The 23,423-nt window shown below is 41.9% G+C and carries 23 protein-coding genes and 1 riboswitch; of the genes, 4 read left to right on the top strand and 19 right to left on the bottom strand.

Annotated elements, in window-relative coordinates; genetic code table 11:
* Positions 1–4: 4 nt before the first annotated feature.
* Positions 5–769: a transporter substrate-binding domain-containing protein gene (locus tag ACNO7B_RS17730; RefSeq protein ID WP_007497862.1), complete on the bottom strand. Its 765-nt coding sequence runs from the start codon at positions 767–769 to the stop codon at positions 5–7.
* Positions 770–1,297: 528 nt separating this feature from the next.
* Here ACNO7B_RS17730 and ACNO7B_RS17735 point away from each other — a divergent pair.
* The gene (locus ACNO7B_RS17735; protein WP_417901777.1) at positions 1,298–2,383 is read left to right on the top strand and encodes a tetratricopeptide repeat protein; all 1,086 of its coding nucleotides are present in this window, start codon (positions 1,298–1,300) and stop codon (positions 2,381–2,383) included.
* Positions 2,384–2,402: 19 nt separating this feature from the next.
* Complete coding sequence (locus tag ACNO7B_RS17740; RefSeq protein ID WP_017368302.1) at positions 2,403–2,552, top strand: hypothetical protein; 150 nt, start codon at positions 2,403–2,405, stop codon at positions 2,550–2,552.
* 50 nt (positions 2,553–2,602) lie between these two features.
* Here ACNO7B_RS17740 and ACNO7B_RS17745 read toward each other — a convergent pair whose 3' ends face one another.
* From ACNO7B_RS17745 to ACNO7B_RS17765, 5 genes are all read right to left on the bottom strand, one after another.
* Positions 2,603–3,235: a GTP pyrophosphokinase gene (locus ACNO7B_RS17745; RefSeq protein ID WP_007497867.1), complete on the bottom strand. Its 633-nt coding sequence runs from the start codon at positions 3,233–3,235 to the stop codon at positions 2,603–2,605.
* A gap of 94 nt (positions 3,236–3,329) precedes the next feature.
* A complete protein-coding gene (locus ACNO7B_RS17750) occupies positions 3,330–4,343 on the bottom strand; it encodes an ABC transporter permease (protein ID WP_017368303.1) in 1,014 nt (337 codons plus the stop codon).
* A complete protein-coding gene (locus tag ACNO7B_RS17755) occupies positions 4,340–5,836 on the bottom strand; it encodes a sugar ABC transporter ATP-binding protein (RefSeq protein ID WP_417901778.1) in 1,497 nt (498 codons plus the stop codon). The genes ACNO7B_RS17750 and ACNO7B_RS17755 overlap by 4 nt, the downstream gene beginning before the upstream one ends.
* Positions 5,837–5,908: 72 nt before the next feature.
* Entirely contained in the window at positions 5,909–7,027 is a 1,119-nt protein-coding gene (locus ACNO7B_RS17760; RefSeq protein WP_007497873.1) for a sugar ABC transporter substrate-binding protein, read from the bottom strand.
* Between the two features lie 172 nt (positions 7,028–7,199).
* Positions 7,200–7,309, bottom strand: a riboswitch (SAM riboswitch).
* A 117-nt stretch (positions 7,310–7,426) separates the two neighbouring features.
* Positions 7,427–8,854, bottom strand: a complete 1,428-nt coding sequence (locus tag ACNO7B_RS17765) for a right-handed parallel beta-helix repeat-containing protein (protein WP_417901779.1) — start codon at positions 8,852–8,854, stop codon at positions 7,427–7,429.
* Between the two features lie 359 nt (positions 8,855–9,213).
* Between ACNO7B_RS17765 and ACNO7B_RS17770 the strand changes: the two genes are divergently transcribed.
* A complete protein-coding gene (locus ACNO7B_RS17770) occupies positions 9,214–10,305 on the top strand; it encodes a branched-chain amino acid aminotransferase (protein ID WP_417901780.1) in 1,092 nt (363 codons plus the stop codon).
* 324 nt (positions 10,306–10,629) lie between these two features.
* Here the strand turns inward: ACNO7B_RS17770 and ACNO7B_RS17775 are convergent, their stop codons facing one another.
* The 13 genes from ACNO7B_RS17775 to sigY all read right to left on the bottom strand — a co-directional run bounded on the left by ACNO7B_RS17775 (position 10,630) and on the right by sigY (position 21,903).
* Positions 10,630–11,028 (bottom strand): hypothetical protein, encoded by a 399-nt coding sequence (locus ACNO7B_RS17775; protein WP_057078885.1) that lies wholly within the window; start codon positions 11,026–11,028, stop codon positions 10,630–10,632.
* A 117-nt stretch (positions 11,029–11,145) separates the two neighbouring features.
* A complete protein-coding gene (locus tag ACNO7B_RS17780) occupies positions 11,146–12,474 on the bottom strand; it encodes a 6-phospho-beta-glucosidase (RefSeq protein WP_410684224.1) in 1,329 nt (442 codons plus the stop codon).
* Positions 12,471–12,797, bottom strand: a complete 327-nt coding sequence (locus tag ACNO7B_RS17785; protein WP_008345561.1) for a PTS lactose/cellobiose transporter subunit IIA — start codon at positions 12,795–12,797, stop codon at positions 12,471–12,473. Before ACNO7B_RS17785 ends, ACNO7B_RS17780 begins: the two co-directional genes overlap by 4 nt.
* Before the next feature lie 26 nt (positions 12,798–12,823).
* The gene (gene celB / locus ACNO7B_RS17790) at positions 12,824–14,173 is read right to left on the bottom strand and encodes a PTS cellobiose transporter subunit IIC (RefSeq protein WP_007497888.1); all 1,350 of its coding nucleotides are present in this window, start codon (positions 14,171–14,173) and stop codon (positions 12,824–12,826) included.
* Positions 14,174–14,187: 14 nt separating this feature from the next.
* Entirely contained in the window at positions 14,188–14,493 is a 306-nt protein-coding gene (locus tag ACNO7B_RS17795; RefSeq protein ID WP_007497889.1) for a PTS sugar transporter subunit IIB, read from the bottom strand.
* 121 nt (positions 14,494–14,614) lie between these two features.
* The gene (locus ACNO7B_RS17800) at positions 14,615–16,558 is read right to left on the bottom strand and encodes a BglG family transcription antiterminator (protein ID WP_417901781.1); all 1,944 of its coding nucleotides are present in this window, start codon (positions 16,556–16,558) and stop codon (positions 14,615–14,617) included.
* A 240-nt stretch (positions 16,559–16,798) separates the two neighbouring features.
* The gene (locus tag ACNO7B_RS17805) at positions 16,799–17,413 is read right to left on the bottom strand and encodes a class F sortase (RefSeq protein WP_417901782.1); all 615 of its coding nucleotides are present in this window, start codon (positions 17,411–17,413) and stop codon (positions 16,799–16,801) included.
* 69 nt (positions 17,414–17,482) lie between these two features.
* A complete protein-coding gene (locus ACNO7B_RS17810; protein WP_019743488.1) occupies positions 17,483–18,865 on the bottom strand; it encodes a hypothetical protein in 1,383 nt (460 codons plus the stop codon).
* A gap of 111 nt (positions 18,866–18,976) precedes the next feature.
* Positions 18,977–19,090: a hypothetical protein gene (locus ACNO7B_RS17815; protein WP_008345567.1), complete on the bottom strand. Its 114-nt coding sequence runs from the start codon at positions 19,088–19,090 to the stop codon at positions 18,977–18,979.
* Positions 19,091–19,173: 83 nt separating this feature from the next.
* The gene (gene gdhA, locus ACNO7B_RS17820) at positions 19,174–20,544 is read right to left on the bottom strand and encodes an NADP-specific glutamate dehydrogenase (protein WP_113746852.1); all 1,371 of its coding nucleotides are present in this window, start codon (positions 20,542–20,544) and stop codon (positions 19,174–19,176) included.
* A 308-nt stretch (positions 20,545–20,852) separates the two neighbouring features.
* Positions 20,853–21,065, bottom strand: a complete 213-nt coding sequence (locus ACNO7B_RS17825; RefSeq protein ID WP_113746851.1) for a transcriptional regulator — start codon at positions 21,063–21,065, stop codon at positions 20,853–20,855.
* Positions 21,062–21,373, bottom strand: a complete 312-nt coding sequence (locus ACNO7B_RS17830) for a YxlC family protein (RefSeq protein WP_417901783.1) — start codon at positions 21,371–21,373, stop codon at positions 21,062–21,064. Before ACNO7B_RS17830 ends, ACNO7B_RS17825 begins: the two co-directional genes overlap by 4 nt.
* Entirely contained in the window at positions 21,373–21,903 is a 531-nt protein-coding gene (gene sigY, locus ACNO7B_RS17835; RefSeq protein ID WP_060781553.1) for an RNA polymerase sigma factor SigY, read from the bottom strand. Before sigY ends, ACNO7B_RS17830 begins: the two co-directional genes overlap by 1 nt.
* 488 nt (positions 21,904–22,391) lie before the next feature.
* On the opposite strand from sigY, the gene ACNO7B_RS17840 reads away from it, so the two are divergent.
* Positions 22,392–23,423, top strand: a complete 1,032-nt coding sequence (locus tag ACNO7B_RS17840; RefSeq protein WP_017368316.1) for a pectate lyase family protein — start codon at positions 22,392–22,394, stop codon at positions 23,421–23,423.

The raw sequence follows: 23,423 nt of genomic DNA on the forward strand, positions 1-23,423 counted from the left end.
TGTGTTATGACTTCAAATATTTCTCAATAATTTTGTCATATTCACCGTTTTTCTTTAGGTTTTCCAGCCCTTTATTGATTTTCTTCAATAAGTCCTGGTTTTTCCCCTTCATCACTGAGATCCCGTATTGGTCTCCATTCAAGCGATCTCCAACTGTTTTCAATTTCAAGTCTTGCTGTGCGATCGCATACGTAATGACAGGATAATCCTCAATTAAAGCATCTGCATTTCCGTTAGATACTTCTTGGAACATAGATGGACTGTCATTGAATTGAACTACTTCATACCCATATTTGTCTGCGTTATCTGTTGCAAATTTTGCACCTGTTGTCCCATTTTTAACAGCTAGCTTTTTCCCCTTTAAATCATCAATCGATTTGATGCTGCTGTCCTTTTTCACAACAACTGTCAGACCAGCGTCGAAGTATGGATCTGAGAAATCCACTTTCTTTTTACGCTCATCTGTAATACTCATACCACCCATTCCAACATCAAGCTGACCTGCTTGCATCGCTGGAATAATCCCTGAGAAATCCATTGCTTCAAGCTTCACTTTGAAGTCTTGGTCTTTCGCAATGGCGTTAATTAAATCAACGTCTATTCCCACCGTTTTACCGCCCTTTTCAAATTCAAATGGCGGATATGTTACATCTATCCCGATTTTATATGTGCCTTTGCCTTCTCCCGAACCGCTGTCTGATTTTGAACCACAGGCTGCCATGACGAGCACAACAATTAGTCCCATGATCAGTAACATCGATTTCTTCATAAAACACGACCCCCAATTGTCAGTTTTGTCTAAATATTCGCAATAACAATCTTACTATACCACGCTAAAGCTATACTGTGTGATATTTTTTATCAATACCAAAGATCCATACAATTCTAGATCGATAGTCTCTTTAAATTTTACTTTTTTGCGAATAACTCATTTTATTCTGAAAGAAGCATGTTTCACAATATTCATGTGATATAATCTCACAAAAAACCGAGAACACCCCTTTATCAATACCACTTCTTTCTCACCTATGAAAAAACCCTCTTTCACTGTCTCTCTTTCCCTATTGATATCCTGATATATTTTTTTCAATATCCTCTTTTTACCTAAAAAATGTAAGCGTATACAATTTGATGATTACTCCCTATTTTTTTCACTACTGGTTGAATTTACATCAAAAAACATGTTTTACAAATTGAGATAGACCGCTTAAAATATAAGAAGATACTTAATATGGAAAGATGATTCAGACAAATAAGAATCAGCAGAAATGAATAGGTGAAGAAAGGAGGATACCAATTGGCAGAAACAGGTGTTTTGTCATCCGTTGATGTAGCTAATATGCTAAATGACTGGTATGTCTTGATGAAAAAAAGAGACATACAAGAAGCCATACAGCTAAAAGAAGAGATTCTTCAAGCATTTGATCGAATGGAAGAGAATCAAGACGTCTTACTCTACTATCAACTTTTAGAATACCGTTTCAAAGATTTAGTCGAAGATACAGCTTCGTTAGATCACAGTCTTTTTGTGGATGAAAATGCGATTCGTACAGATGATATGCTCAGCTACTATTTCTATTTCTTTAAAGGCATGTATGAAATGCGCAGAGGGAATCAAGATTCAGCATTTCACCATTTGAAATTGGCAGAGGATAAATTAGATCTCGTACATGATGACATTGAAAAAGCAGAATTCCATTATAAAACAGGCTGTCTATACTATAATATAAGATCCACACTTCTCTCCATCCACCACTTAAAAAAGGCTTCGTCTATTTACGACGCAGATCCATGTTATGTGAAAAAATCAATCAGCTGTCAAATGATGCTTGCTCTGAATTATGCGGATCAATCGAAATATGAAGAGGCAGAAACTTTGTTTGGACAGGTGATTCACTCACTAGAACAGATGGAGGATCCAGATTTACTTGGTCACGCATATTGCAATGCAGCCTTTATTAAAAGTCTAAGAAGTGAATACAGTGAAGCTGTGCCGCTCCTAGAAAAGGCTTTATTGATTGAGGCATTCGAAACTTCTTCTCCAGGCGGTTATTTACTGGCCTTGTATGCCTACACGAAAGCGTTATTTAAGCTGAAAATGCCTGGTTTGTTCCACTATTATGTACAGCTTTCACTTCAAAAAGCAGAAAATTTAAAACAACGAAACATTTCACTTAAATTATCCATTTTAGAAACATTGATGCTCCAGCCAAACAACATGATTGAGCAGATCATTTCTTATTGTGATCAATTAGAATCTATGAATTTCCTTGTTGATCTTGAGGCTATCTGTCAGGATGTAGCCGCCTACTTAACTGAAAATGGTCTTCCGAAAGAAGCAATTTATTTTCAGAACAAGGCATTGTCATTCAAAACTTGTTAAGAAGATGGAGTGATGTATGATGAAAAAATGGCTGATCTCAAGTGCGATTTTTGCGCTCTTGTTCACAGGTGTTTGGATTGGCACTTCTACACAAAAAGGCAGCCCGTCTGCACAATCGCAAGATGACGGTACGATCATTCAAAAGAGAGATCGAGGCACCAACCCTTAATAAGACTGAAAAGAGTAGCTGTCATTCAAAACAGCTACTCTTTTTATTGGTTAATCAATTTCTCGTTTAATATTTTGCATTTTTTCATCTAAGTAGTGAGCGATATCTGCCGCTTCCTTTAGTTCATCGGTGAGCTGGTGAGGAACATCGTTTTGCAGCTTATAATAGATTTTATGTTCGAGGCTCGCCCAGAAATCCATCGCAATGGTCCGCACCTGAATTTCAACCTTCACATGCTCCACACGATTCGTTAAGTAAACAGGAATCTCAACAATTAAATGCAGACTTCGATAGCCATTTGGTTTCGGATGCTGAATGTAATCCTTCACTTCAAGGATCTTTAAATCCTCTCTTTGCCTCAGAACATCAATAATGTTATAGATATCTTGAATAAACGAGCAGATGATGCGGACACCAGCGATATCATGTATGTACTCCTTGGCACATTGTGTGGTGATGTCACATCCTTTTCTCGCTAGTTTATTCACGATGCTTTCAAAGGATTTGATCCGTGATTTTGTATGCTCTATTGGGTTGTGTCCATGGATTAAATTATATTCCTGACTAATAATCGAAAACTTTGTATCCATTTCATCTAATGCAAATTTATATACTAATAATTCATTTTTCCAGTCTTCCATGACACTTTTCAAATCTTCTACATGAGTTGCTGACATATTCATTTCTTTTTGTCATCTCCTTTTGGCAAACAGCTGTTACACTGCTTTCCGTTTACTAGACGGAGAGAGGACGCAAATGGTTTTAAAAAAATACATCTTAGCCCCGTTGTTTGTAATAAGTCAGCGCGAGTGCCAGTGCAAGTACAGATCCTTTCACGATATCCATTGCATAATACGGGACAGACATCATCACAAGTCCATTTTGCAAAATACCGATGAGCACCGCACCAATAAACGTACCGAATGCGTTTGGTTTACCTGCTCCCATGACTGAAAACCCGATAAAAGCAGCAGCTACCCCATCCATTAAATATGGCGTTCCTGCGTTAATTTCTGCTGTCATCACCCTTGATGCCAGCACGATACCACCGATCGCCGCAAATAAGGCAGACAACAGATATGCTGCGATTTTGTATTTGTTCACATGAATACCAGACAATCGAGCGGCTTCTTTATTTCCACCAATGATATACATCAATCGCCCATGCTTTGTGTAAGTCATAAAAACATGTGCAAAAAGCACAATGGCCGCCATAATCAAAATGATATAGGGGACCTGCCCAATCTTGCTGAAAAAGGCAGGGATGGTGCCAGTTGAAAAAGTGCCATCAGGCAGCACCATATTTTCAGAAATGGTCGCACCTTTCGTATAGGTTTGTGCCAGCCCTTGAATGATAAACATCATGGCTAGTGTCATGAGCATATCTGGAATCTTCATTTTGACAATCATCCAAGCATTCAGCAAACCGACAATAAGAGACGCCGCCAGCGCAGAAAGGATCGCAATGAGTGGGTTTTGCGAGAACCATACAAACATGGAGATCACAATTGCATTTGATAACGTTGCAACTGAGCCTACAGATAAATCAAAGCCATTCACTGCTAATGAGATCGTCAGCCCTACTGCAATGATGGTTACAATCGAGATCGATCGTAAAATGTTGATGATATTTCCTGACTGTAAAAATGCCGGATTGGCTGCCGCAAAGACAACAATCAATACGACAATCGTTAAGATGGTGCCATATTGATAAAAGAAATCAAACAGATGAAAGGATGGCCGCTGTTTCTTGATTTGTTGAACTGGGGCTGAAACTTGTCGTTCACTCATGATTGTCCTCCTGTTGAATGATATAAAAGCTCTTCTTCAGTCATTGGTGCCGTCATTTCCCGGGCAATGCTGCCATCATATAAGACGTATACTCGGTCGGCGATTCCTGCAATTTCTGAAAGCTCACTTGAAGCATAAATAACCGCTTTTCCTCTTTCAGCTAGTTCTGCAATGAGAGAGAAAATGTCCTTTTTTGCTCCAACGTCTACGCCTTTGGTTGGTTCATCAAAGAGATAGACATCTGCCTCAGCCAACAGCCATTTACCAATCGCAATCTTTTGCTGATTTCCACCAGATAGATGCTTCACCTTCGCTTCAAGAGAAGGTGTCTTGACGCCAAGCCGCTTGACGATTCCATCTGCTGCCTTCCGTTCCTTAGAACGATGTAAGAAGCTGAACGGCCGTGTAAACGAACGTAGACTTGCAGCTGTTACGTTCCATCCAACAGTTTCTTCTGTTAGAATCCCTTCTTTTCTCCGTTCTTCAGGCACAAGGGCAATACCCGCTCTCACAGCGTGATGAGGCGACTTGATATAAATGGTTTGACCATTCAGCTGCACAGTGCCTGACTTTTTTTCTGAGGCGCCGAATAGGGCTTTGCACAATTCTGTTTTACCAGCACCGACTAGTCCTGCAATCCCGAGAATTTCTCCTTTTTTCACATGAAGATGAATGTTGTTTAATTTATGCTGGTCATGCAACTCTTTCACGTCAAGCACAATCGGTGCATCCTCTAGCGGTGTACGGGATGGGAATTGATCCTCTAATGGCGCGCCAAGCATTTCTTCAATGACCTGCTTTGGATCGGTTTCTTTAATGAGGTGCGCCGCCACATCGGTTCCATTCTTCATCACAGTCAGTTCATCACAGATGTTGAAAATTTCTGGCATGCGATGCGAAATAAAAATGATGCCTGTGCCGTTCTTTTTCAATTGATGAATCATTGAGAATAGCTTGCTTGTTTCTGCATGACTAAGTGGAGCGGTTGGTTCATCTAAAATTAAAATGCTGCATTTGATCGACACAGCCTTGGCAATGAGCACCATTTGTTTTTCTGCCAGTGTCAAATCACTCACAAGACGCTTCGTTGAGATGTCAATGTCCATCTCTTGTAACAGTTGTGCTGCCTTGCGGTGAATCTCTTTCCAACGGACGAATGGTTTTTTCTCAATTTCATGAATCATCATATTTTCGCCAACACTTAAATATGGCACTAGAGCTGTATCCACTTCTTGATGGACGGTCTGCACACCGTATGAGGCCGCATCCTTCGGTGTATGAATGGTCGCCGCCTCGCCATTGATGTGGATGGTTCCTTCAAAATGTGAATGAGCACCAGAGAGAACTTTCATTAACGTTGACTTCCCAGCGCCGTTCGCCCCAATCAGGGCATGGACTGTGCCTTTTTTTAATGTGAAATTTGCTTGATCTAACGCTTTGACTCCTGGGAATTCAATCGAGATGTTTTTCATATGAACAAGCGGCGTTGTCATAGGTGTCCTCCTTCTCTCCTGATCGTCAATTGAAAAACGAAACACCCTCTATGAAAAGAGAGTGCACGTTGTTTATTTTGCATAATGCTTCTTCAAGGTTTTCATCCAGTCTTCTTCAAAAGCAGTCGATGATCCGAATCCTTTTACTTCATCTGCAAGATTGACCATATTGATGGCCTTTCCTGCATCCTGAAGTTGCTTTTGTGAAATGAGAGAGGCCTCAAGGTCATAGGAAGATGGCGTTTTCTCGCCAGCTAGTTTCTTCGCAAGAATCCTTACGTCGATTGCGCCAATGAGCTTCGGATCGACAGCGGCAGTGTACTTCCAAGGACTGTCTTTCGCAGTCATTTCTTGGAGATCGGCATTAGATACATCAATACCGTAAATCTTCACTTCGGTTCTCCCTGCTTCTTTTAAAGCTCTTGCGGCACCAATCGCAAATGCATCCCACGTGGCAAAAATCGCATCCAGTTTACCCTTTGGATATTTATTCAGCATCGCCGCAACCGCATTTTGTGTTTGAACTGATGTATCAGAGGCCGCAACGCCAAATCGGTCAAGTTCCTTGATTCCTGTATGCTGTTTGAGCGTTTCTTGGTACACCTTGTTTCGTCTCACCATTGGAGGGAATCCGTCTACCCAAAGATACGCAATATTTGCTTTTCCTTTAAAATCAGCCACGAGTGCATCTAATGATTTTTTCGCTAATTGCTCGTCATCTTGAGACGTCACTGTGACCCCTTTGATATCCTTCAGCTTCGGATTTGAATCAAACGCCACAACCGGAATGCCTTTCGCTGTGATCTTCTTCACATCAGCGACTGTCGCCTCATCATCCCCATGAGAGATGATAAAGCCATCATAGTTTTCTTCTAGTGCTTGAGAAATGGCATCATGAAACTTCGCCGTATCACCATTTGCCGTGTAGACATCTACTGTAAAGCCTAGCGCTTCCCCTTCTGCCTTCGTTCCTGCTAAAAACTGAGCGGTATGATCGTCCCCGCCAATTTTACGGATGACTTTAATTTTTGCTCCCTGTCCTTTTGCAAATCGCTTCGGGACATTGTCAAAAGAGACCTTTTCGTTTGCATTGGCTTTTGAGCCTGCGCTTGATCCCGTACCGCAGCCAGATAATAGCACGGTCAGGACCGTCAATAATACAAGAGATGATGTCCAATATTTACGTTTCATTGCTGTTCCTCCTCAAGTTGTTTTATTTTTCACATCGGAAAACTAGGTAAAAAAGTGGAAATATGCCTGTGAACCCAGTCTTTTGATTCTAAAAAAAGAGATCAAAAAAGCCTCTCTTGATAAAGAGAGGCTTGATCACCGTTGCATGAAACATGTATCGGGAAGTCTTCCTCTCTTATCTGTCAAAGCTGTAACAGCTTTGCAGGAATTAGCACCAATTTCTTAAATAGAAACGGTTGCTGGGCGTCATAGGGCCAGTCCCTCTGCCTCTCTTGATAAGAGATCCGTTATGAAATTTGTTTTAGTTGGAATGTCTTCTTTACTTTAATGTGATGTCTCATCAATGTCAATGACTTTTTTGAAAATTTCTAAAATGATCATTTGCACCGAATGCCTTGTTTAACTGCCGATGATTTTCTTAGCAGGTGATGATGCCTTAAGACGGAAATCATATTTTTTCTCATTCACAAATTGGGGATTGAGGTGAGCTGATCCTTTATCTTGACCGCTTTTCGAGCGATACGTTTTGTAGCCTTCCAGCCATTTCCCGCGCCATACCCACTGTGAGGCTTTTGCACCTTTGCGGTCATCGTAGACATTCTTTTGGAATGTATTTTTCTTGTTCAATTCGTAGAGATTCACGACTAAGTAATGCGAGGCACTAGCTGTCATGATATTATTCGTGATTCGATTGTTCACCGATTGATATTGCATGAGCAATTGACCGCCTTCTAAGCCGGCTGTGTCATTTTTGTACAAAATATTATGGGAGATGGTCGTGTTTGTGGTTCCGCCCCGCTTCTTGTCATAGCCGCCAATGGAGATGCCTGTATAACGATTTAAATATACTTGATTGTGCTCAATGCGAATGCGTTCGGCCATCTTCCCTTTATGTTCACTTGTGACCTCAATCCCAAGGTCATTATGATGGCTGATGTTATGATCGATCACGATGTCTTTCCCGCCATCCACATAGATTCCTCCTGCGGAGATGTCCTTGCCGTACGCTGGATTCCCAACACTCGTAATCTCATAAACTTTGTTTCTAGATACGACACCATTTCTCACTTGATCATACTTTTTAGAAGGTGCGACATTCTCAAAACCAATTAAATCAATCCCGATATTGTCCGTATGCCGGACTGTATTATGTGTCACGCGGAATTTTTTAACGTTTCCGTTTAGCACAAGGGCTTCACTAAAACCCAGCTTTAACTTTTCCACAGTGTTTCCTTTGATTTCGATGTCTTCAATGGCTGCTGGTGCTTTCGTTCCATAGACCGCAATGCCATGAGCATTCCCATTTTGATGTGTCGTCTGAATGTCGTACACACGGTTGTTAAGCAGTTTGACGCCTTTGCCGCTGCCTGTGATGAACATACCGATGGGTGTCACATCTTCTTTATTCGTTTTAATATGTCCGACTGTCAGCCCTTTCAGGGTGATATAGCTTTTTTGATCAATCTTCACAAGACCACCGTCTGCTTGATTTCCTTTAAGAGATGCTCCGCTAATGACAGGCTTCTCTTTTCCATACGCTTGAAAAACAACTGGTGCTTTCTTTGTTCCAGAGTGGCGGACAATCAATTTCTCTTTGTATGTACCGCCTCTCATATAAACTGTTGTCCCAGCTTTCGCGATACTTGTCGCTTTTTTCAACGTACGGAAAGGCTTTTGCTTCGTCCCTGGATATTTGTCGTTCCCATTTGCTGCGACATAATAGGCAGTACCTTGCTTCGCACCAGCCTCCTCCGTCATCGCTTGACAGCCAAAACTAATAGCGGTCATCAATAAAATCAAAAAGGCACCTGATATCATTCGTTTCATCTCGTTGTTTGCTCCCTTCCACTCTCTTCTACCTTTATCGGTTAAAAAAAAGAGGATTAAAATATGGCAATGCCCCTTGCAATGTACTAGTCAAAAGGTGTATGGTTGAAAGAATATCTTACAGGAAAACAAATCGCTTTTAAATTGTCAGATTAATCAGTTAATAATTAAATTGGATTTTATTTCTAAGCGGAAACTTCAGTAAAACCACGACAGAGAGGAGGAAAGCGCTTTAACAGATTTTTCTTGTCTGAATTCCAGAAAACCTATTGCTAATATTTTGTGAAGGTATAGAATAGAATCATAATTATTTAATATTATTAGAATTTTCAAATAATCAAACAGCAAGGAGATTTACGATGCCAAAACAACCCATCCGCGTTGAACTTAGTTCAACAAAAAAACCAAAACCTCAATCTGATCAACTTGAATTCGGAAAAATCTTCACAGACCACATGTTTGTGATGGATTATTCAATTGATAAAGGCTGGTATGATCCGAGAATTATCCCTTATCAGGCGATTCCAATGGACCCAGCTTCTATGGTTTATCATTATGGCCAATCTGTTTTTGAAGGCTTGAAGGCGTATGTGTCTGAGGATCAAAAGATTCTCTTATTCCGTCCCGAAAAAAATATGGAACGCTTAAACAGATCAAATGACCGCCTATGTATCCCACAAATTGATACAGAAACGGTTTTAGAAGGCTTAAATGAACTCATTCGCATTGATAAGGATTGGGTACCTGATGCAGAGGGCACTTCTTTGTATATTCGACCATTCATTATTTCTACTGAGCCCTATTTAGGTGTTGCACCGTCAAGCACCTACAAGCTGATCATCATTTTATCTCCAGTAGGTTCTTATTATAAAGAAGGCATCCATCCGGTCAAAATTGCGGTGGAAAACGAATTTGTCCGCGCTGTTAAAGGCGGAACAGGAAATGCCAAAACAGCTGGAAACTATGCATCAAGTCTGAAAGCACAGCAAGTTGCTGAAACGAAAGGATTTTCACAAGTCCTGTGGCTTGATGGCATCGAGAAAAAGTACATTGAAGAAGTCGGTAGTATGAATATCTTCTTTAAAATCAATGGAGAAATCGTGACGCCTGAACTGAATGGCAGCATTTTAGAAGGGATCACACGGAATTCTGTGCTTGAGCTGTTAAAGCATTGGGAAATCCCTGTGACAGAACGTAAAATTTCAATTGATGAGTTAATTGAAGCACATCAGTCAGGTGAACTTGAAGAAATCTTCGGAACAGGAACGGCAGCCGTCATTTCTCCTGTCGGTGAATTAATTTATCACGATCAGCCATACGTCATTCAAAATGGTCAAACAGGCGAAGTATCGAAGAAATTGTACGAAGCGATTACCGGAATCCAAAAAGGAACTCGGCCAGACATCTTCGGCTGGACAGTAGAAGTCGATTCGGTTGTCAAGCAGGCATAAGCAAGCGAAAGAACCTTTCATCTGATGAAGGGTTCTTTTTTTGTTTCTTGATCTCCTCCACTACCTCATAATGGAAAATATGGATCTATTCCACGTTTAAGGAGTGATGGTATGTTTTTTACTTATTTACTTGCGTTCTTTGGGATTTGCATCGGATCGATCATCATCGCTACAGGTTTCGACGATTCACCGTTCTTCACCCGTTTTCTATTTAAGTTTCTCGGGATTTCTATCTTTGTTCTTTCCATTACTTTTGTAAAGGTGAGGCGAAAGAGGTTACGCAACAAAAAGGCGAAAAAGACTTAGATGTCAGTCAGCCTCTCATCAAATCGTGCACCAAAACAAGACCGATATCCCCACAATGGCCCCTGCATATATCCACTGTTTCCCTTTGATACTCCGCTTTCTCTCGATCATTAAAAAGATCTCTGGTAAAAAGACGATGATGATTTCTAGGATAAAAACAAGATGATAAACTGGCGGCATCGGCTGGAAATCAAAGTCTCTTTCATCTCCACCGATGGTTGCGAAATACATTAACAGATTGGTTACTGGAATAGTAAAACAAACGAGCAGGCGGAGAACATACATCCACACATCCTGTCTATGCCGAATCAGGCCAATAAATGAAGCGATGATTCCATACAAAAACAAAACCACTGTGCCGTAACTAAGTAGAGGTTGAACGATAAAGCCGTAAAGCATTAACCCAATTGCCACCATATTCTAACCGTCCTTTCTTTGAAGCAGTACATGTTGTTTTTTCTATCATACACTGCTTTCTCCGGTTTCCATATGAAAAAATCATAAAAAACGACCCCATAAAGGGGCCATTTTATTTTAAGCATTTACTGATTTGAAGAACTGCGGTAAATATTCACGGTGCGCTTCAAGCATTTCATCTAAGATTTGCTTTGCAATTTCATCAGATGGAACGAGTGGATTGATGGTCATGGCGACAAGAGCCGTCTCGTAATCTCCTGTCACAGCTGCTTCAGCCGCCACACGCTCGAAAGACTTGATTTGTTGAACGAGTCCTCTCACAGCCACAGGTAGATCACCTGTCGCGATTGGTTTTGGTCCGTCCTTTGTAATGATACAGTTCACTTCAACCGCTGATTCGGCCGGAATGCTGGCAATCGCTCCTCTGTTCACTGTATTTACGGGTTGAATGTCATGTTTATCATTATAGATGGAGCTGATCAAATTACATGCTGCATCGCTGTAATAAGCCCCGCCTCTTTTTTCGAGCTGCGGCGGTTTAATCGATAAATCTGGGTCTTTATATAACTCAAATAGTTCTTGCTCGACTTGCTGCACAACCTCTGCTCTTGTTCCTTTTTCTTGAGCCGCTTTTTGTTCTTCCTCCAACATATCTTTCGTTTTATAATAATAACGATGATACGGACATGGAATGACCCCTAAGCCTTTCACGAAAGAAGGCTCCCAGTTTTTCGCTTCAATATTCCTCATGGACCACTGGCTATTTGGATTTCCTAATTCATCGAGCACTTGATCCATAATGCTGACCCCGTCTAAATACACATCTAAGCCATAGACCATGTGATTGAGGCCTGCAAATTGTACTTCAATGCGTTCGACATCGACATCCAGCGCTTTCGCAATGCCCATTTTGATTCCAATCGGCACATTGCATAGACCGACCACTTTTTTCAGATTCGTGTAGCGTAACACCGCCTCTGTGACCATGCCTGCTGGATTTGTAAAGTTCACCAGCCAGGCATCTGGGCAAAGCTCTTCCATATCCTTCACGATGTCTAGAATGACTGGAATGGTGCGTAGACCTTTAAATAACCCGCCTGGACCATTCGTTTCCTGTCCAATGACGCCATATTTAAGCGGAATTCTCTCATCCTTGGCTCTGGCTTCGAGCAGTCCTACACGAAATTGTGTCGTGACAAAGTCCGCATCTTTCAGAGCTGCCCGGCGGTCAAGAGTGAGGTGCACTTCAATCGGCAAACCTGCTTTTTCGACCATACGTTTTGCAAGGGCACCTACGATGTTCAACTTTTCCTGACCTGCTTCAATATCCACAAGCCATAATTCCTTTACAGGCAATTCTTGATATCGTTTAATAAACCCTTCGACGAGCTCAGGCGTATAGCTTGATCCACCGCCTATTGTGACAATTTTGATTCCGTCTTTCATGAATTGACACCTCCGAATTGCTTCATTTTTTCATGGAGCTCAATGATTTCAGCTGCAAGCTCCTTGACAGTCATTGCGTTCATCAAATGATCCTGTGCATGAATCATCAAGAGACTGACGTCGGTTTTCTCTCCTCTGATTTCTCCTTGGATCAGCTCTGTCTGTGCGTGATGCGCCTCATTTAACGCGTCTTGTGCTTCCTGCAATTTTTGCTTCGCCTCATCAAAATTGCCTTGCTTTGCACATGTAATGGCCTCCATGGCCGAGCTTCTGCCATTACCACCGTGCAAGATGAGTTGAAACACAATTTGTTCCATTTCCATCGGCCGCATCCCCCTTGTTCCCTCTATTACATGCTGACGACATTTTCATCTGTTGATGCTTTTGCTTCAAGCTCATTTTCTTCTTTCAATTTCTGCTTATCCCACATTCTAAAGAATGGATAGTATAGCGCAAATGACAAGGCAAGGTTAATCAGCTGCATGACCGCGCCAGAGATTTTTCCACCTGTTGCGAGATAGCCTGAAATGATTGGCGGCATTGTCCACGGGACAGCGATCCCTGCCGGTTTTGCTACAAGTCCTGTGCTCATTCCGATATATGTGGTAATGATCATCATAATTGGCGTAAGGATAAACGGAATGAGAAGCATCGGGTTCATCACAATCGGCATTCCAAAAATGATCGGTTCGTTGATGTTAAAGATGGCTGGCCCAATCGCAAGACGGCCAAGCTGTTTCATTTGTTTACTTCTCGCACGCAAGATCATGGTCAGTACCAAAGCAAGCGTCGCGCCGCTTCCGCCGACATTGATAAAGATTTCAAAGAACTGCGCTGTGAAAATATTCGGCAGCACTTCTCCTGCTTGGAAGGCAAGACGGTTTTCATCCATCGCACCGAGCCAAATCGGACCCATGACTCCTCCGACAATGGTGGCTCCGTGAATACCACATGCCCAGAGGAGCATTTGCACACCAATGGCAACGATACTTCCGCCTAAGCTTCCACCAAGAATGGATAGTGGTGTGCCGATTAAGACCGTGATGATATTATGAATACTCTCAAAAGGTGTCATCTCAATCAGAAGCCTAGCGACCCAGATCAGCGTGATGACCACAAAACCTGGAATAAGTGCGATAAACGATTTACTAACTGCTGGCGGTACACCATCAGGCATTTTGATGACGATATTCCGCTGTACAATAAAGCGGTAAATTTCGGTGGAAAGCATGGCAATAATCATGGCAACGAATAGCCCTTTACTGCCCATCAGTGTGACAGGAATACCGCCATTCACTAGGATAGCTTCTGTTGATCCTTCAGGTGTGAACGGTACTTGATAAGGTGTGGCTAGGAGGAAAGCTGCGACAGCAATTGCACCAGATGACAGTGCATCGACTGCATACTTTTCAGCTAACCTGTACGCGATCCCAAAGGTCGCAACAAGTGCCATAATGTCAAAGGTGGCATTCACAGGATAGGATAGTTTCGTGGCCCATTCGGCTCCGAAGACACTTGCCATAAAATCGCTGTATCCTGGAATCGGAAGGTTGGCTAAAATGAGAAACAGTGAACCGACGATAATGAGAGGCATGGTTAAAACAATTCCGTCACGCAATGCTTGTAAATGTCTTTGAGCGGCAATCTTCCCTGCAAACGGCATAACCTTCTCTTCTAGAAATCGGTTGAATCCATTCATCCCTTCCGCCCCCTTTATCCGTTCACTAACTGTTCAGCAGATTTTAAAACCTCAGCACCATTACATACGCCATAATGCACGGTATTAATCACGTCTACTGGAATTCCTTTGTCTTCTCCGAGTTTTTTCATTTGCGGTAATAAATAACGAACTTGAGGTCCTAATAAAAGCACATCGGCTTGATCAATATGATTTTTTGCAGCATCTCCAGATACTGCCCAAATACGATAGTCTTTTCCTTGTTCTTGTGCACTTTTCTCCATTTTTGTGACAAGTAAGCTTGTTGACATACCTGCTGCACAAACTAATAAAATGTTCATTGTAAACGCCCCCTTTTTGAAGTATGAAGCTTTTCTTTACACATTCATCATATTATGAAAACGCTTTCATAAACACCCATACTTTTTCCTTTAGGAAGCGGAAAAAGTTAATATCACACCATTAGTTCTTGTACGAAGGCGCTTTTTTATCCATGACATCCAGCATGTCTTCAAAGGTGTCACAGGTGATGAGGTGCTGAATAAATTTCACATGATGGACAAGCTCTCCAAGCAGACGGTACATGCCTTTTAAGTCTTTGGCATTCTCTTTTTCGACACAAAGCAAGCACACAAATTGAACTTTTTTCTCTCCCCAAATAATCGGTTTTTCTAATGTACAGATCGCCCAAAACGTCTCTTCTGTCAGCGGGGTCATCGGATGCGGAATCGCTGTATAATGCCCAAATGAAGTCGGTGCAGACTCTTCTCTTTCCATCACAGATTGTGTAAGTTCTGCTGGCGCTAAGCCCATGTCAATGACCTTTTGCGTGAGAAAGTGTATGACCTCTTCCTTTGTTTGAAAGGCGCGTTTTGTAAAGACCAATTCCTTTTTCATATATTGCGTGGCTAATGTCACTCTTGTTTCACTTGTCAAAGCATCTTCTATTTTTAAAAAATCACTGCCTCCTAAAATCGTGTTCACTTGAATGACCGGAATCGGTAAATCCATATGAATGGGAATGGTTGTAATAATTAAATCCAATGCATGTAAAGAGACATGCGGAAGCGAATAAAGCTCTGCTGTGCCTAAAATGGTCAGCTTCGACCCAAATTGTGACCGCAAACGATCTTGAAGTAGCCTTGCACTCCCTGCACCAGACGCACAGACAATCAGGCATCGCTTCGGTGGTATCTCCATTTTCCTGCGCTCTAAGGCCGCACCAAAATGAAGTGCCATATAGCCGATCTCATTTTCATGAATGGACAAACCTGTCTCTTCTTCAATGACCCTGCTCGCCACAATCCCTGCTTCAAAGGCAATTGGATAGCCCGCTTTGATCTCATCAAGCATTGGATTTCTTAAATTCATTCCATACTTACACCGATTGATCGCTGGCTTTAAGTGCAAACTGAGGCCAATCAGCAATTCCGCATCTCCCGCTAAATCCAGCTGCAATTTTTGATCAATGGCTTTCAGCATCAGCTGAACAAGACGGCTCGTGTCATCATCCACAATTTGTTTTTGACCGCCCGTTGAAAAAGACTGTACCATTTTGGCTGTTCCTAGCAAATGAATGGCGATATAAACAATTTCCTCTTGTGGAAATGAGACATCCAGCAGCCCTTCAAGACGCTCAACCATTTTTTGGGCTACCTTGTATTCTTTTGCCCTTGGGATTTCGTTGATTTCTTCAGGCAGCACAGATACATAGTTTCCGTGTCTAATCCGTTTACAGGCAATAGCAATATGAACAATTAAATTATTCATGCAAATGTCTGATAGATTCATTTTTTCCTCGTTGATATAATCAATCATGGTTCTCTGAATCAACTCCAGCTCCTGTTTTGGCAAAATCGTAACCGCCGTGTCCAGCATGGTTTGATAGGAACGCCGTTCATTGAATAAATATTCTGACATGCAATAACGGATTTTCATCTCAGATCCTTTGATCCGGCAACCTTTATTCGGCTTTGCTTCCAGCTTCAGATCAAAGGGTTCGAGCTTACGTTTGACCCATTTCATGTCATTACTCATCGTCGATTTACTAATAAACAGCTGCTCCTGTAAGTCTTCCAGCTTCACATATGATTCCGCTAGAAGCAGCTTTTTCAAAATAAATCGAACTCGCTCTTCTGGAAGAACAGCAAGCGGTTCTTCCTGTTCGACTTCTTCCTTCATAAAACGGCGAAAGGCATTCTCATCGTTGATCAACAGCTCATAGCCAGCGCCTCTAACAGCTGATACAGCTGCTTGATAAGGGGCTAGACGCTCATTCAGTTCCTTGATGTCTGTTCGAATGGTGCGGCTTGTCACTTGTAAACTGACAGAAAGCGCAGCGCTCGTGAGAGGAGTCTCAGCTGCCATCAGCTGACTTAAAATGTGCGCCAGTCTTTTACTTAGCATTAGTCGGCCTCCTTCTTTTAGAATGGAGAATCTGCCTTGTTTGGACAGGTTGTATACGCTCGCAGTTCTCTTCATCACTCATATTCTACTGAGAATAAAATAAAAATCGCCCACTCATTTATATGACAAATATCCCTATTTATACAAAAAACCATATCTAATGACCTATGAATCTTCTTCTAAGATGCTGTTGTGGGATTCATGAAAAAAAGGCGTTACACCTTCGTGTATCCGCCTTTTCTATGAGGAAATCAGTTGTGTAAAGACAACCAATCTTTTTTCATGTGTGCCGGCTGCATGATCAAAACTTCCCGTACATGTGATGAAATTGAGATTCCGAGTAAAGGCGTATCCAAAAAAAGCATTTGGTTTCTCTTCACGCGGATAGCTTTTCACCTTGAGAACCTCAAAGGTTCGCTTTTCCCCTGACGAGGATGTGACAATGACTTTGTCTCCCTTTTTTAGCTCCTTTAGTCGATAAAAAACAGCTGGTCCCCATTTATTATCAACATGACCATTTATGACAGCATTCCCTTTATCACCAGGCTTCGGACCATCTTCAAACCAAGCTGTGTGATCTGTATTTTGTGGAACACCCATACTGCCATCCTTTGATAAAGTCGTTTTCTCCACTTTTGCTTGGACATCAATCGCTGGAATGGAGATGTCAGCGGGAACAATACCCGATGGCTCATCTTTTAATGTGTCGTGTGAATGAGATTGATTCTTGGCTTGTTTTGCTGTCATTGGCTCAGGAGATGATGCAGTTTCAGAGGATGACTTTTCATCTATTGATTGGGATGCGCAGCCCGTGATGATGAAAAGCGTCAGAATACCAAACAGCCATCTTTTCACGCAAGTCGACCTCCTTTTGAAGAAAGGAACGGCACGATTGTGCACGTTCCCTCTTGTCTTGATGCCTGCTTAATTTGATGGTTTACGGCGAATGAGGAAGAACGCCCCCACTGCACCTCCGGCTAAGATGAGACTTGCCATCATCCCAGCAAATGCTTCATATGACATACCTAATGGACCGGCTGTGCCTCCCATACCTGTTTTCGGCATCTCATTTGGCATGTTGGATTTGAACATGTCAGGATGCTGATCGACAATAGCTGATGCGACATCTTGACCAACCATGAACATATGGCCGTATGCTTCTCTGACAGTCGGGTACAGCTGATCATATTCACCATGATGATAAGACGTGTACGTTTTGATGAGCTCATCAATATGGGTTTTCAACCCAGCTTCTAAGTCAGCCGCCTTCAATCGTCCATCTGTCGCTTGATCTAAAAATTTTGCTTGTTTCATACGGTAAGCATCTAAATCTTTGACAGCCTTCTCTTTTGCTTGCTCGTCTCCTGATGCATCCGCTTTAACATAATCAACTAAATATCCGATATGACTTGACCAGATCGTTTTAAATTGTTTTCCTGCATCTTTTCCGTAAACAGAAGCAATCGCATCTGATAAATCATTTGTATTTTCATTTAAGGCTGCGGCTGCTTGGTCAAAGTCCTTGCTGCCATCATTCCCTTTTTGCATAGCCACTACCGCGAGTGCCAAATGCTCTGAGAACAAGTAGTTTAAATCCTCACGAAGATCTGCCGCTGGAGTATCGACTGATTTTTGATCAAATTTCCCAGGAAATTGATCTGTAATCGCCCATGATACACCTTTACCTACTTCAAACATATGATGAATGGATTTTCTAACCGTTTCATAGGTTGTATCAAAATCCTTTTCTGTGTAACTATCAAAAGCTTTTAGCAGTTCATTGACGTGCATCTTTAACCCTTCTTCAAGTTCACTTGCTTTCAATCTTCCACCTGTTGCTTTATCAAGCATATCAGCTTGTTTCATGCGGTATTGATCAAGCTCTTTGACCGCTTTCTTTTTACCTGCTTCATCTTTTTTCGCTGTCGCTTGTACATAATCAACAAAGTAGCCGATATGGCTTGACCAAATCTCTTTGAATTGTTTCCCTGCTTTTTTTCCATACACAGAGGCGATCGCATCTGATAGATCATTCGTGTTTTCATTTAACGCTGCGGCTGCTTGATCAAAATCTTTACTGCCATCAATTCCCTTTTGCATCGTGATCACTGCTAAATAAGCATGCTCTGAGAAGAGCTGATCAAGCGCTGCGCGAAGATCCGTTGCTTTATTTGACACCTCTTGTGATGATGACGACTTTTTTGCATCCCCATGCATATGTCCTTCGTGTGCACTTGCCATTTGAGCAGTTGGTAATAATAATGCTGCACTAAGTGGGATCGTTAAAAATGCTTTTTTCATTTTCATCTGTTTTGCCTCCTCTTTCCGTTTGTTATGTACTTAACGGAGAGAGAAGTGAAATGGATCATTCACACAGCATATTTTTTTGTTTCATTCATTTCATAAAAAAAAGCCGGATTACCCGGCTGATACGTTACGACTTTTGGATGCTTTTCGTTCTTTGTATATTTTCCTCACCACTGGATAAATCACTGGTGCCCATTTGACAATTTGTTTCAGCCACTTTTTCATTTTCTCCCGCGCCTCCTTATTGTCATTCTTACAAGACGATTCCCGATCTTGTGATGAAATAAACAGGTGCGGGAGAGCAGGAGTTAAATAACGCCTTGTGCGATCATGGCATCTGCCACTTTGCGAAATCCTGCAATATTTGCGCCTACCATTAAGTTTCCAGCGTATCCGTATTCTTCAGCTGTCTCAGTACACTGACGATAAATCGACTGCATCATTTGTTTCAACTGACCATCTACTTCTTCAAAAGTCCAAGACATTCTCGCACTGTTTTGCGCCATTTCTAACGCCGAAACACCCACTCCGCCAGCATTTGCTGCTTTTGCTGGTGCAAACAAAATATCATGTTGTTCAAATACTTTGACGGCCTCAAGTGTGGACGGCATATTGGCCCCTTCTCCTACAGCGATGACACCGTTTGCCACTAGCTGCTGTGCTTGCGACTCTGAAATTTCATTTTGGGTCGCACATGGCAGCGCAATGTCACAAGGAAGAGACCAAATTTGTTCGCAATCTTCAATCAATTCAGCATGCGGGTGAATGTCTATGTAGGCAGCAATTCGCTGGTTGTCGACTTCCTTCAGCTGCTTCACTGTCTCAAGTGAAATGCCTTGAGGGTCGTAAATGGCTCCGCTTGAATCACTACAAGCCACAACCTTTCCGCCTAATTCCAATACTTTTTCCATCGCATAAATCGATACATTCCCTGAGCCAGACACAACAACAGATCGCCCTTCAAATTGCATTCCGTGGGCTTTTAACATTTCTTCCATAAAGTACACCAGTCCATAGCCTGTCGCTTCTTTTCTCGCTAAGCTGCCTCCAAAACCAGGACTTTTTCCTGTCAGGACACCTGCTTCATACGCACCACGCATTTTTTTGTACTGTCCGAACATATAGCCAATTTCGCGTGCACCTACCCCAATATCTCCTGCCGGTACATCTTGATCAGGTCCAATATAACGACTGAGTTCACTCATAAAACTTTGAACAAAACGCATGATTTCTCCATCAGATTTCCCTTTAGGGTCAAAATCTGATCCACCTTTCCCTCCGCCGATCGGCAAACCTGTCAGTGCGTTTTTAAAGATTTGTTCAAATCCTAAAAACTTGATGATGCTTGCATTGACCGATGGGTGAAACCGAATGCCCCCCTTATAAGGACCGATGGCACTATTAAATTGAACCCTGAATCCTCTGTTCACCTGTACTTTGCCTTCATCGTCTACCCACGGTACACGAAACATCACAAGCCGCTCAGGCTCAATTAAGCGTTCTAAGATCCCCTGTTTTTCATACTCTGGGTGTTTTGCAAAAACCGGGACGAGGGATTCCAGAATTTCTTTCACAGCTTGCTGGAATTCCGCCTCGCCTGGATTCCGTTTTTCAACATCCTCTAGCACACGGTGGATGTAGCTTTGTGCTGTTTGTGCTGCTCGATCTAAGGTCAACATGTCTCATCTGCCTCCTTGTCAATATCTCACTCTTTGGTTGTTAGATTTTCTAACGCATATTGAGATTAATTTAACACCATTTGTAAAAACTGATCAATATTGATAACAGATGAAAACGATGCCGAAATGAGATAGATCAAGCAGAATCACCTTCCGTCATGAAAATGACCCGCTCAAAGAATGACTATCGTGCTAGAAATGACGAACTGGACGTTCAACATCCCGCTTTCTTTGACACATTCATGAAACTTTCACTTTTTCTAGATGATGATCATTCAAAAAAAAGGTCAAAAGTTTTACAACGTCTTTCAATCTTTTCTGAGCTTTTCTCCTCTTTTCCGATCAGGTAAGACAACACACAGCCAATATAAAATAGAAGAAGATGGGAAGTTGATTAACCCAATGATGCCCCAGAACCATTTATACCGCCCTCTTTTCTTAGCATCCATAAATAAGAGAAATCCTTGTGCAAACAGTAACGGCAATACGCACAATAAGATGATCATATCTGTATGACTCATAAGGAAGACCCTCCTTTAATCTGTTGATATTCCTTGATGCCGACAACCACACAGAGTGGCACGCTCACCACTTGGAGAAGAATGAAGATGATGGGCAAATGAGTAATGGCAGCTGCAAAAAGTGTCATGATGGTCAGACTGACGATGATGTACGCCAGCACTTCTTGTTTAAAACGTTTTTTCTCTTTTTCCTTTGCCTGCTTTAGCATCAACATCAAAGCTTGTTCACTCGGCTTTTCTACTTCGATTTGTTCATCGAGCTCCTGCAACTCCTCTTTTAAACGATCGGCGTAACGATCTTCTTTCATCAGTCCCACTCCTTTCGAATTTTCTTGATCCCATGATGAACCCTCGATTTCACCGTACCTTCTCTCACCCCGAGCATCGAAGCGATTTCAGGGTAAGTAAAGCCATAATAGTAATGGAGAAGGATCGGTGCTCTCTCCTGAGCCTTTAACTCATTTAGAGCATCCCACATGTCATGCCAAGTATGGCCTTTTTGCTGAACATCCCATTTGAACCGGCGGATGGCTTCTTGATTCGCCTTCCCTTCTCTCGTTTGTTCACGTTTTCCTTTCTTTTGATGATCTAAAAATTGTCTAGATGCAATGGACATGAGCCATGTTGAAAATAATGAATCTCCTCTAAAAGAAGAAAGTTTCATGTACGCTTTGAGCATCGTTTCTTGCATGATCTCCTCTGTCAGCTCTTGTTGAAGGGTCAATTTCATCAAATAACGGTAAAGAAACGAATAATGATGCCGATAAAGGGCGGTAAATGCGGCATCATCCCCCTGTTTTGCCCGCTTGATCCATAAAGTCTCCTCGGTCTGCTCCAAACACGTCCCTCCTTCCTTTCTATCTCTTATTGATTAGACGACACCGGTGATCGCATCGTTTAAAATAGACCTTCTTTTTTTAATTGGAGCCTTTTCTACCTGCTGTTTAGCGCATGGATCTATTTGATATCCAATTTTTTCTTATGTAATGATTATGACATGTCTTTGTCTCTAACAAAATGACGCTTTCGTAATCATCTTGATTTTCCTTGAAAAGAAGAACGTCCTTTTCATAATCACTAGGTTACCCCAATACCTATCGTCAATGATCCTTGTCTCATGTAGATAAATTGAAATAATCATTGCCTTAGTTTCCTTGAAAATCGTGGAATACTTCGTTCCAATTCTTAGCCGATGATACCTTTTTGCGTGCTATGCTCTTCCTACATTCCGAAAGAGGCGATGCTGGCGAAGGAAGGGGGAGCGGTTGAATCGCAGCTTATTTTGGAAACGTTTACATTAAAACAAAATAGAGAATGGAGATGTTCATGTTGAAGAAAAAAGTTCCAATGTTAGCTGGTGTGTTAGCGGTTGGTCTCGTGACTTCATTATTTGCGCCAAATGGGGAGGCAAAAGCAGCAACGAAATATCCAGAAAGCCCTTCGATTATGGCCAATTTTAATCAGCAAGGATTCTCCACATTAAATGGCGGTACAACAGGCGGTGAAGGCGGTAAAACAGTGACGGTGAAAACCGGAAATGAACTATTAGCTGCCCTCAAAAGCAAAGGAACAAATGAAAAATTGAAAATCGTGGTAGACGGAACCATTACTCCTTCTAATACTTCAGCCAATAAAATTGATGTGAAAGATACAAACAATGTCTCCATCGTCGGTAAAGGGACAAACGGCGAATTTAACGGGATTGGTATTAAAGTATGGCGCGCCAATAACGTCATCATCCGCAACCTCAAAATCCATCACAGCAAAATCGGTGATAAAGATGCCATCGGAATCGAAGGTGCCTCTAAAAACGTATGGGTCGACCATAATGAACTCTACAACACTTTAAACTCTGATAAAGATGACTATGATGGGTTATTCGATGTGAAAAATGACTCTGATTACATTACGTTCTCATGGAACTATGTCCATGACAGCTGGAAAACGATGCTGATGGGCAGCTCCGATAACGATAACTACAACAGAAAAATCACGTTCCACAACAACCGTTTTGAAAACTTGAACTCTCGTGTACCGTCTATGCGCTTCGGGGAAGGCCATGTGTATAACAACTATTACAAAAACATCCTAACAACAGCGATTAATTCACGTATGGGCGCGAAAATGAGAATTGAACACAACGTATTTGAAAACACGAAAAATGCCATCGGCAGCTGGGACAGCAGTAAAGTTGGTACTTGGCATGTCATCAACAACTCTTATATTAACAGCACAGGTAGCCTGCCAACGTCTTCAACAGGTACGTACAACCCTCCTTATAACTACTCTTTGCTTAACGTGAACAATGTGAAATCAGAAGTTGTATCAAATGCGGGTGTAGGAAAAGTAAACCCTTAA

Origin of the sequence: Bacillus sp. AK25, assembly GCF_048270685.1 — a bacterium.
GTDB lineage: Bacteria > Bacillota > Bacilli > Bacillales > Bacillaceae > Bacillus > Bacillus altitudinis.

Coding starts and splice junctions, on each gene's coding strand:
- ACNO7B_RS17730 (WP_007497862.1), bottom strand. CDS start 769: ATGAAGAAATCGATGTTACTGATCATGGGACTAATTGTTGTGCTCGTC.
- ACNO7B_RS17740 (WP_017368302.1), top strand. CDS start 2,403: ATGAAAAAATGGCTGATCTCAAGTGCGATTTTTGCGCTCTTGTTCACA.
- ACNO7B_RS17745 (WP_007497867.1), bottom strand. CDS start 3,235: ATGAATATGTCAGCAACTCATGTAGAAGATTTGAAAAGTGTCATGGAA.
- ACNO7B_RS17750 (WP_017368303.1), bottom strand. CDS start 4,343: ATGAGTGAACGACAAGTTTCAGCCCCAGTTCAACAAATCAAGAAACAG.
- ACNO7B_RS17755 (WP_417901778.1), bottom strand. CDS start 5,836: ATGACAACGCCGCTTGTTCATATGAAAAACATCTCGATTGAATTCCCA.
- ACNO7B_RS17760 (WP_007497873.1), bottom strand. CDS start 7,027: ATGAAACGTAAATATTGGACATCATCTCTTGTATTATTGACGGTCCTG.
- ACNO7B_RS17765 (WP_417901779.1), bottom strand. CDS start 8,854: ATGAAACGAATGATATCAGGTGCCTTTTTGATTTTATTGATGACCGCT.
- ACNO7B_RS17770 (WP_417901780.1), top strand. CDS start 9,214: ATGCCAAAACAACCCATCCGCGTTGAACTTAGTTCAACAAAAAAACCA.
- ACNO7B_RS17775 (WP_057078885.1), bottom strand. CDS start 11,028: ATGGTGGCAATTGGGTTAATGCTTTACGGCTTTATCGTTCAACCTCTA.
- ACNO7B_RS17780 (WP_410684224.1), bottom strand. CDS start 12,474: ATGAAAGACGGAATCAAAATTGTCACAATAGGCGGTGGATCAAGCTAT.
- ACNO7B_RS17785 (WP_008345561.1), bottom strand. CDS start 12,797: ATGGAAATGGAACAAATTGTGTTTCAACTCATCTTGCACGGTGGTAAT.
- celB (WP_007497888.1), bottom strand. CDS start 14,173: ATGAATGGATTCAACCGATTTCTAGAAGAGAAGGTTATGCCGTTTGCA.
- ACNO7B_RS17795 (WP_007497889.1), bottom strand. CDS start 14,493: ATGAACATTTTATTAGTTTGTGCAGCAGGTATGTCAACAAGCTTACTT.
- ACNO7B_RS17800 (WP_417901781.1), bottom strand. CDS start 16,558: ATGCTAAGTAAAAGACTGGCGCACATTTTAAGTCAGCTGATGGCAGCT.
- ACNO7B_RS17810 (WP_019743488.1), bottom strand. CDS start 18,865: ATGAAAATGAAAAAAGCATTTTTAACGATCCCACTTAGTGCAGCATTA.
- ACNO7B_RS17815 (WP_008345567.1), bottom strand. CDS start 19,090: ATGAAAAAGTGGCTGAAACAAATTGTCAAATGGGCACCAGTGATTTAT.
- gdhA (WP_113746852.1), bottom strand. CDS start 20,544: ATGTTGACCTTAGATCGAGCAGCACAAACAGCACAAAGCTACATCCAC.
- ACNO7B_RS17825 (WP_113746851.1), bottom strand. CDS start 21,065: ATGAGTCATACAGATATGATCATCTTATTGTGCGTATTGCCGTTACTG.
- ACNO7B_RS17830 (WP_417901783.1), bottom strand. CDS start 21,373: ATGAAAGAAGATCGTTACGCCGATCGTTTAAAAGAGGAGTTGCAGGAG.
- ACNO7B_RS17840 (WP_017368316.1), top strand. CDS start 22,392: ATGTTGAAGAAAAAAGTTCCAATGTTAGCTGGTGTGTTAGCGGTTGGT.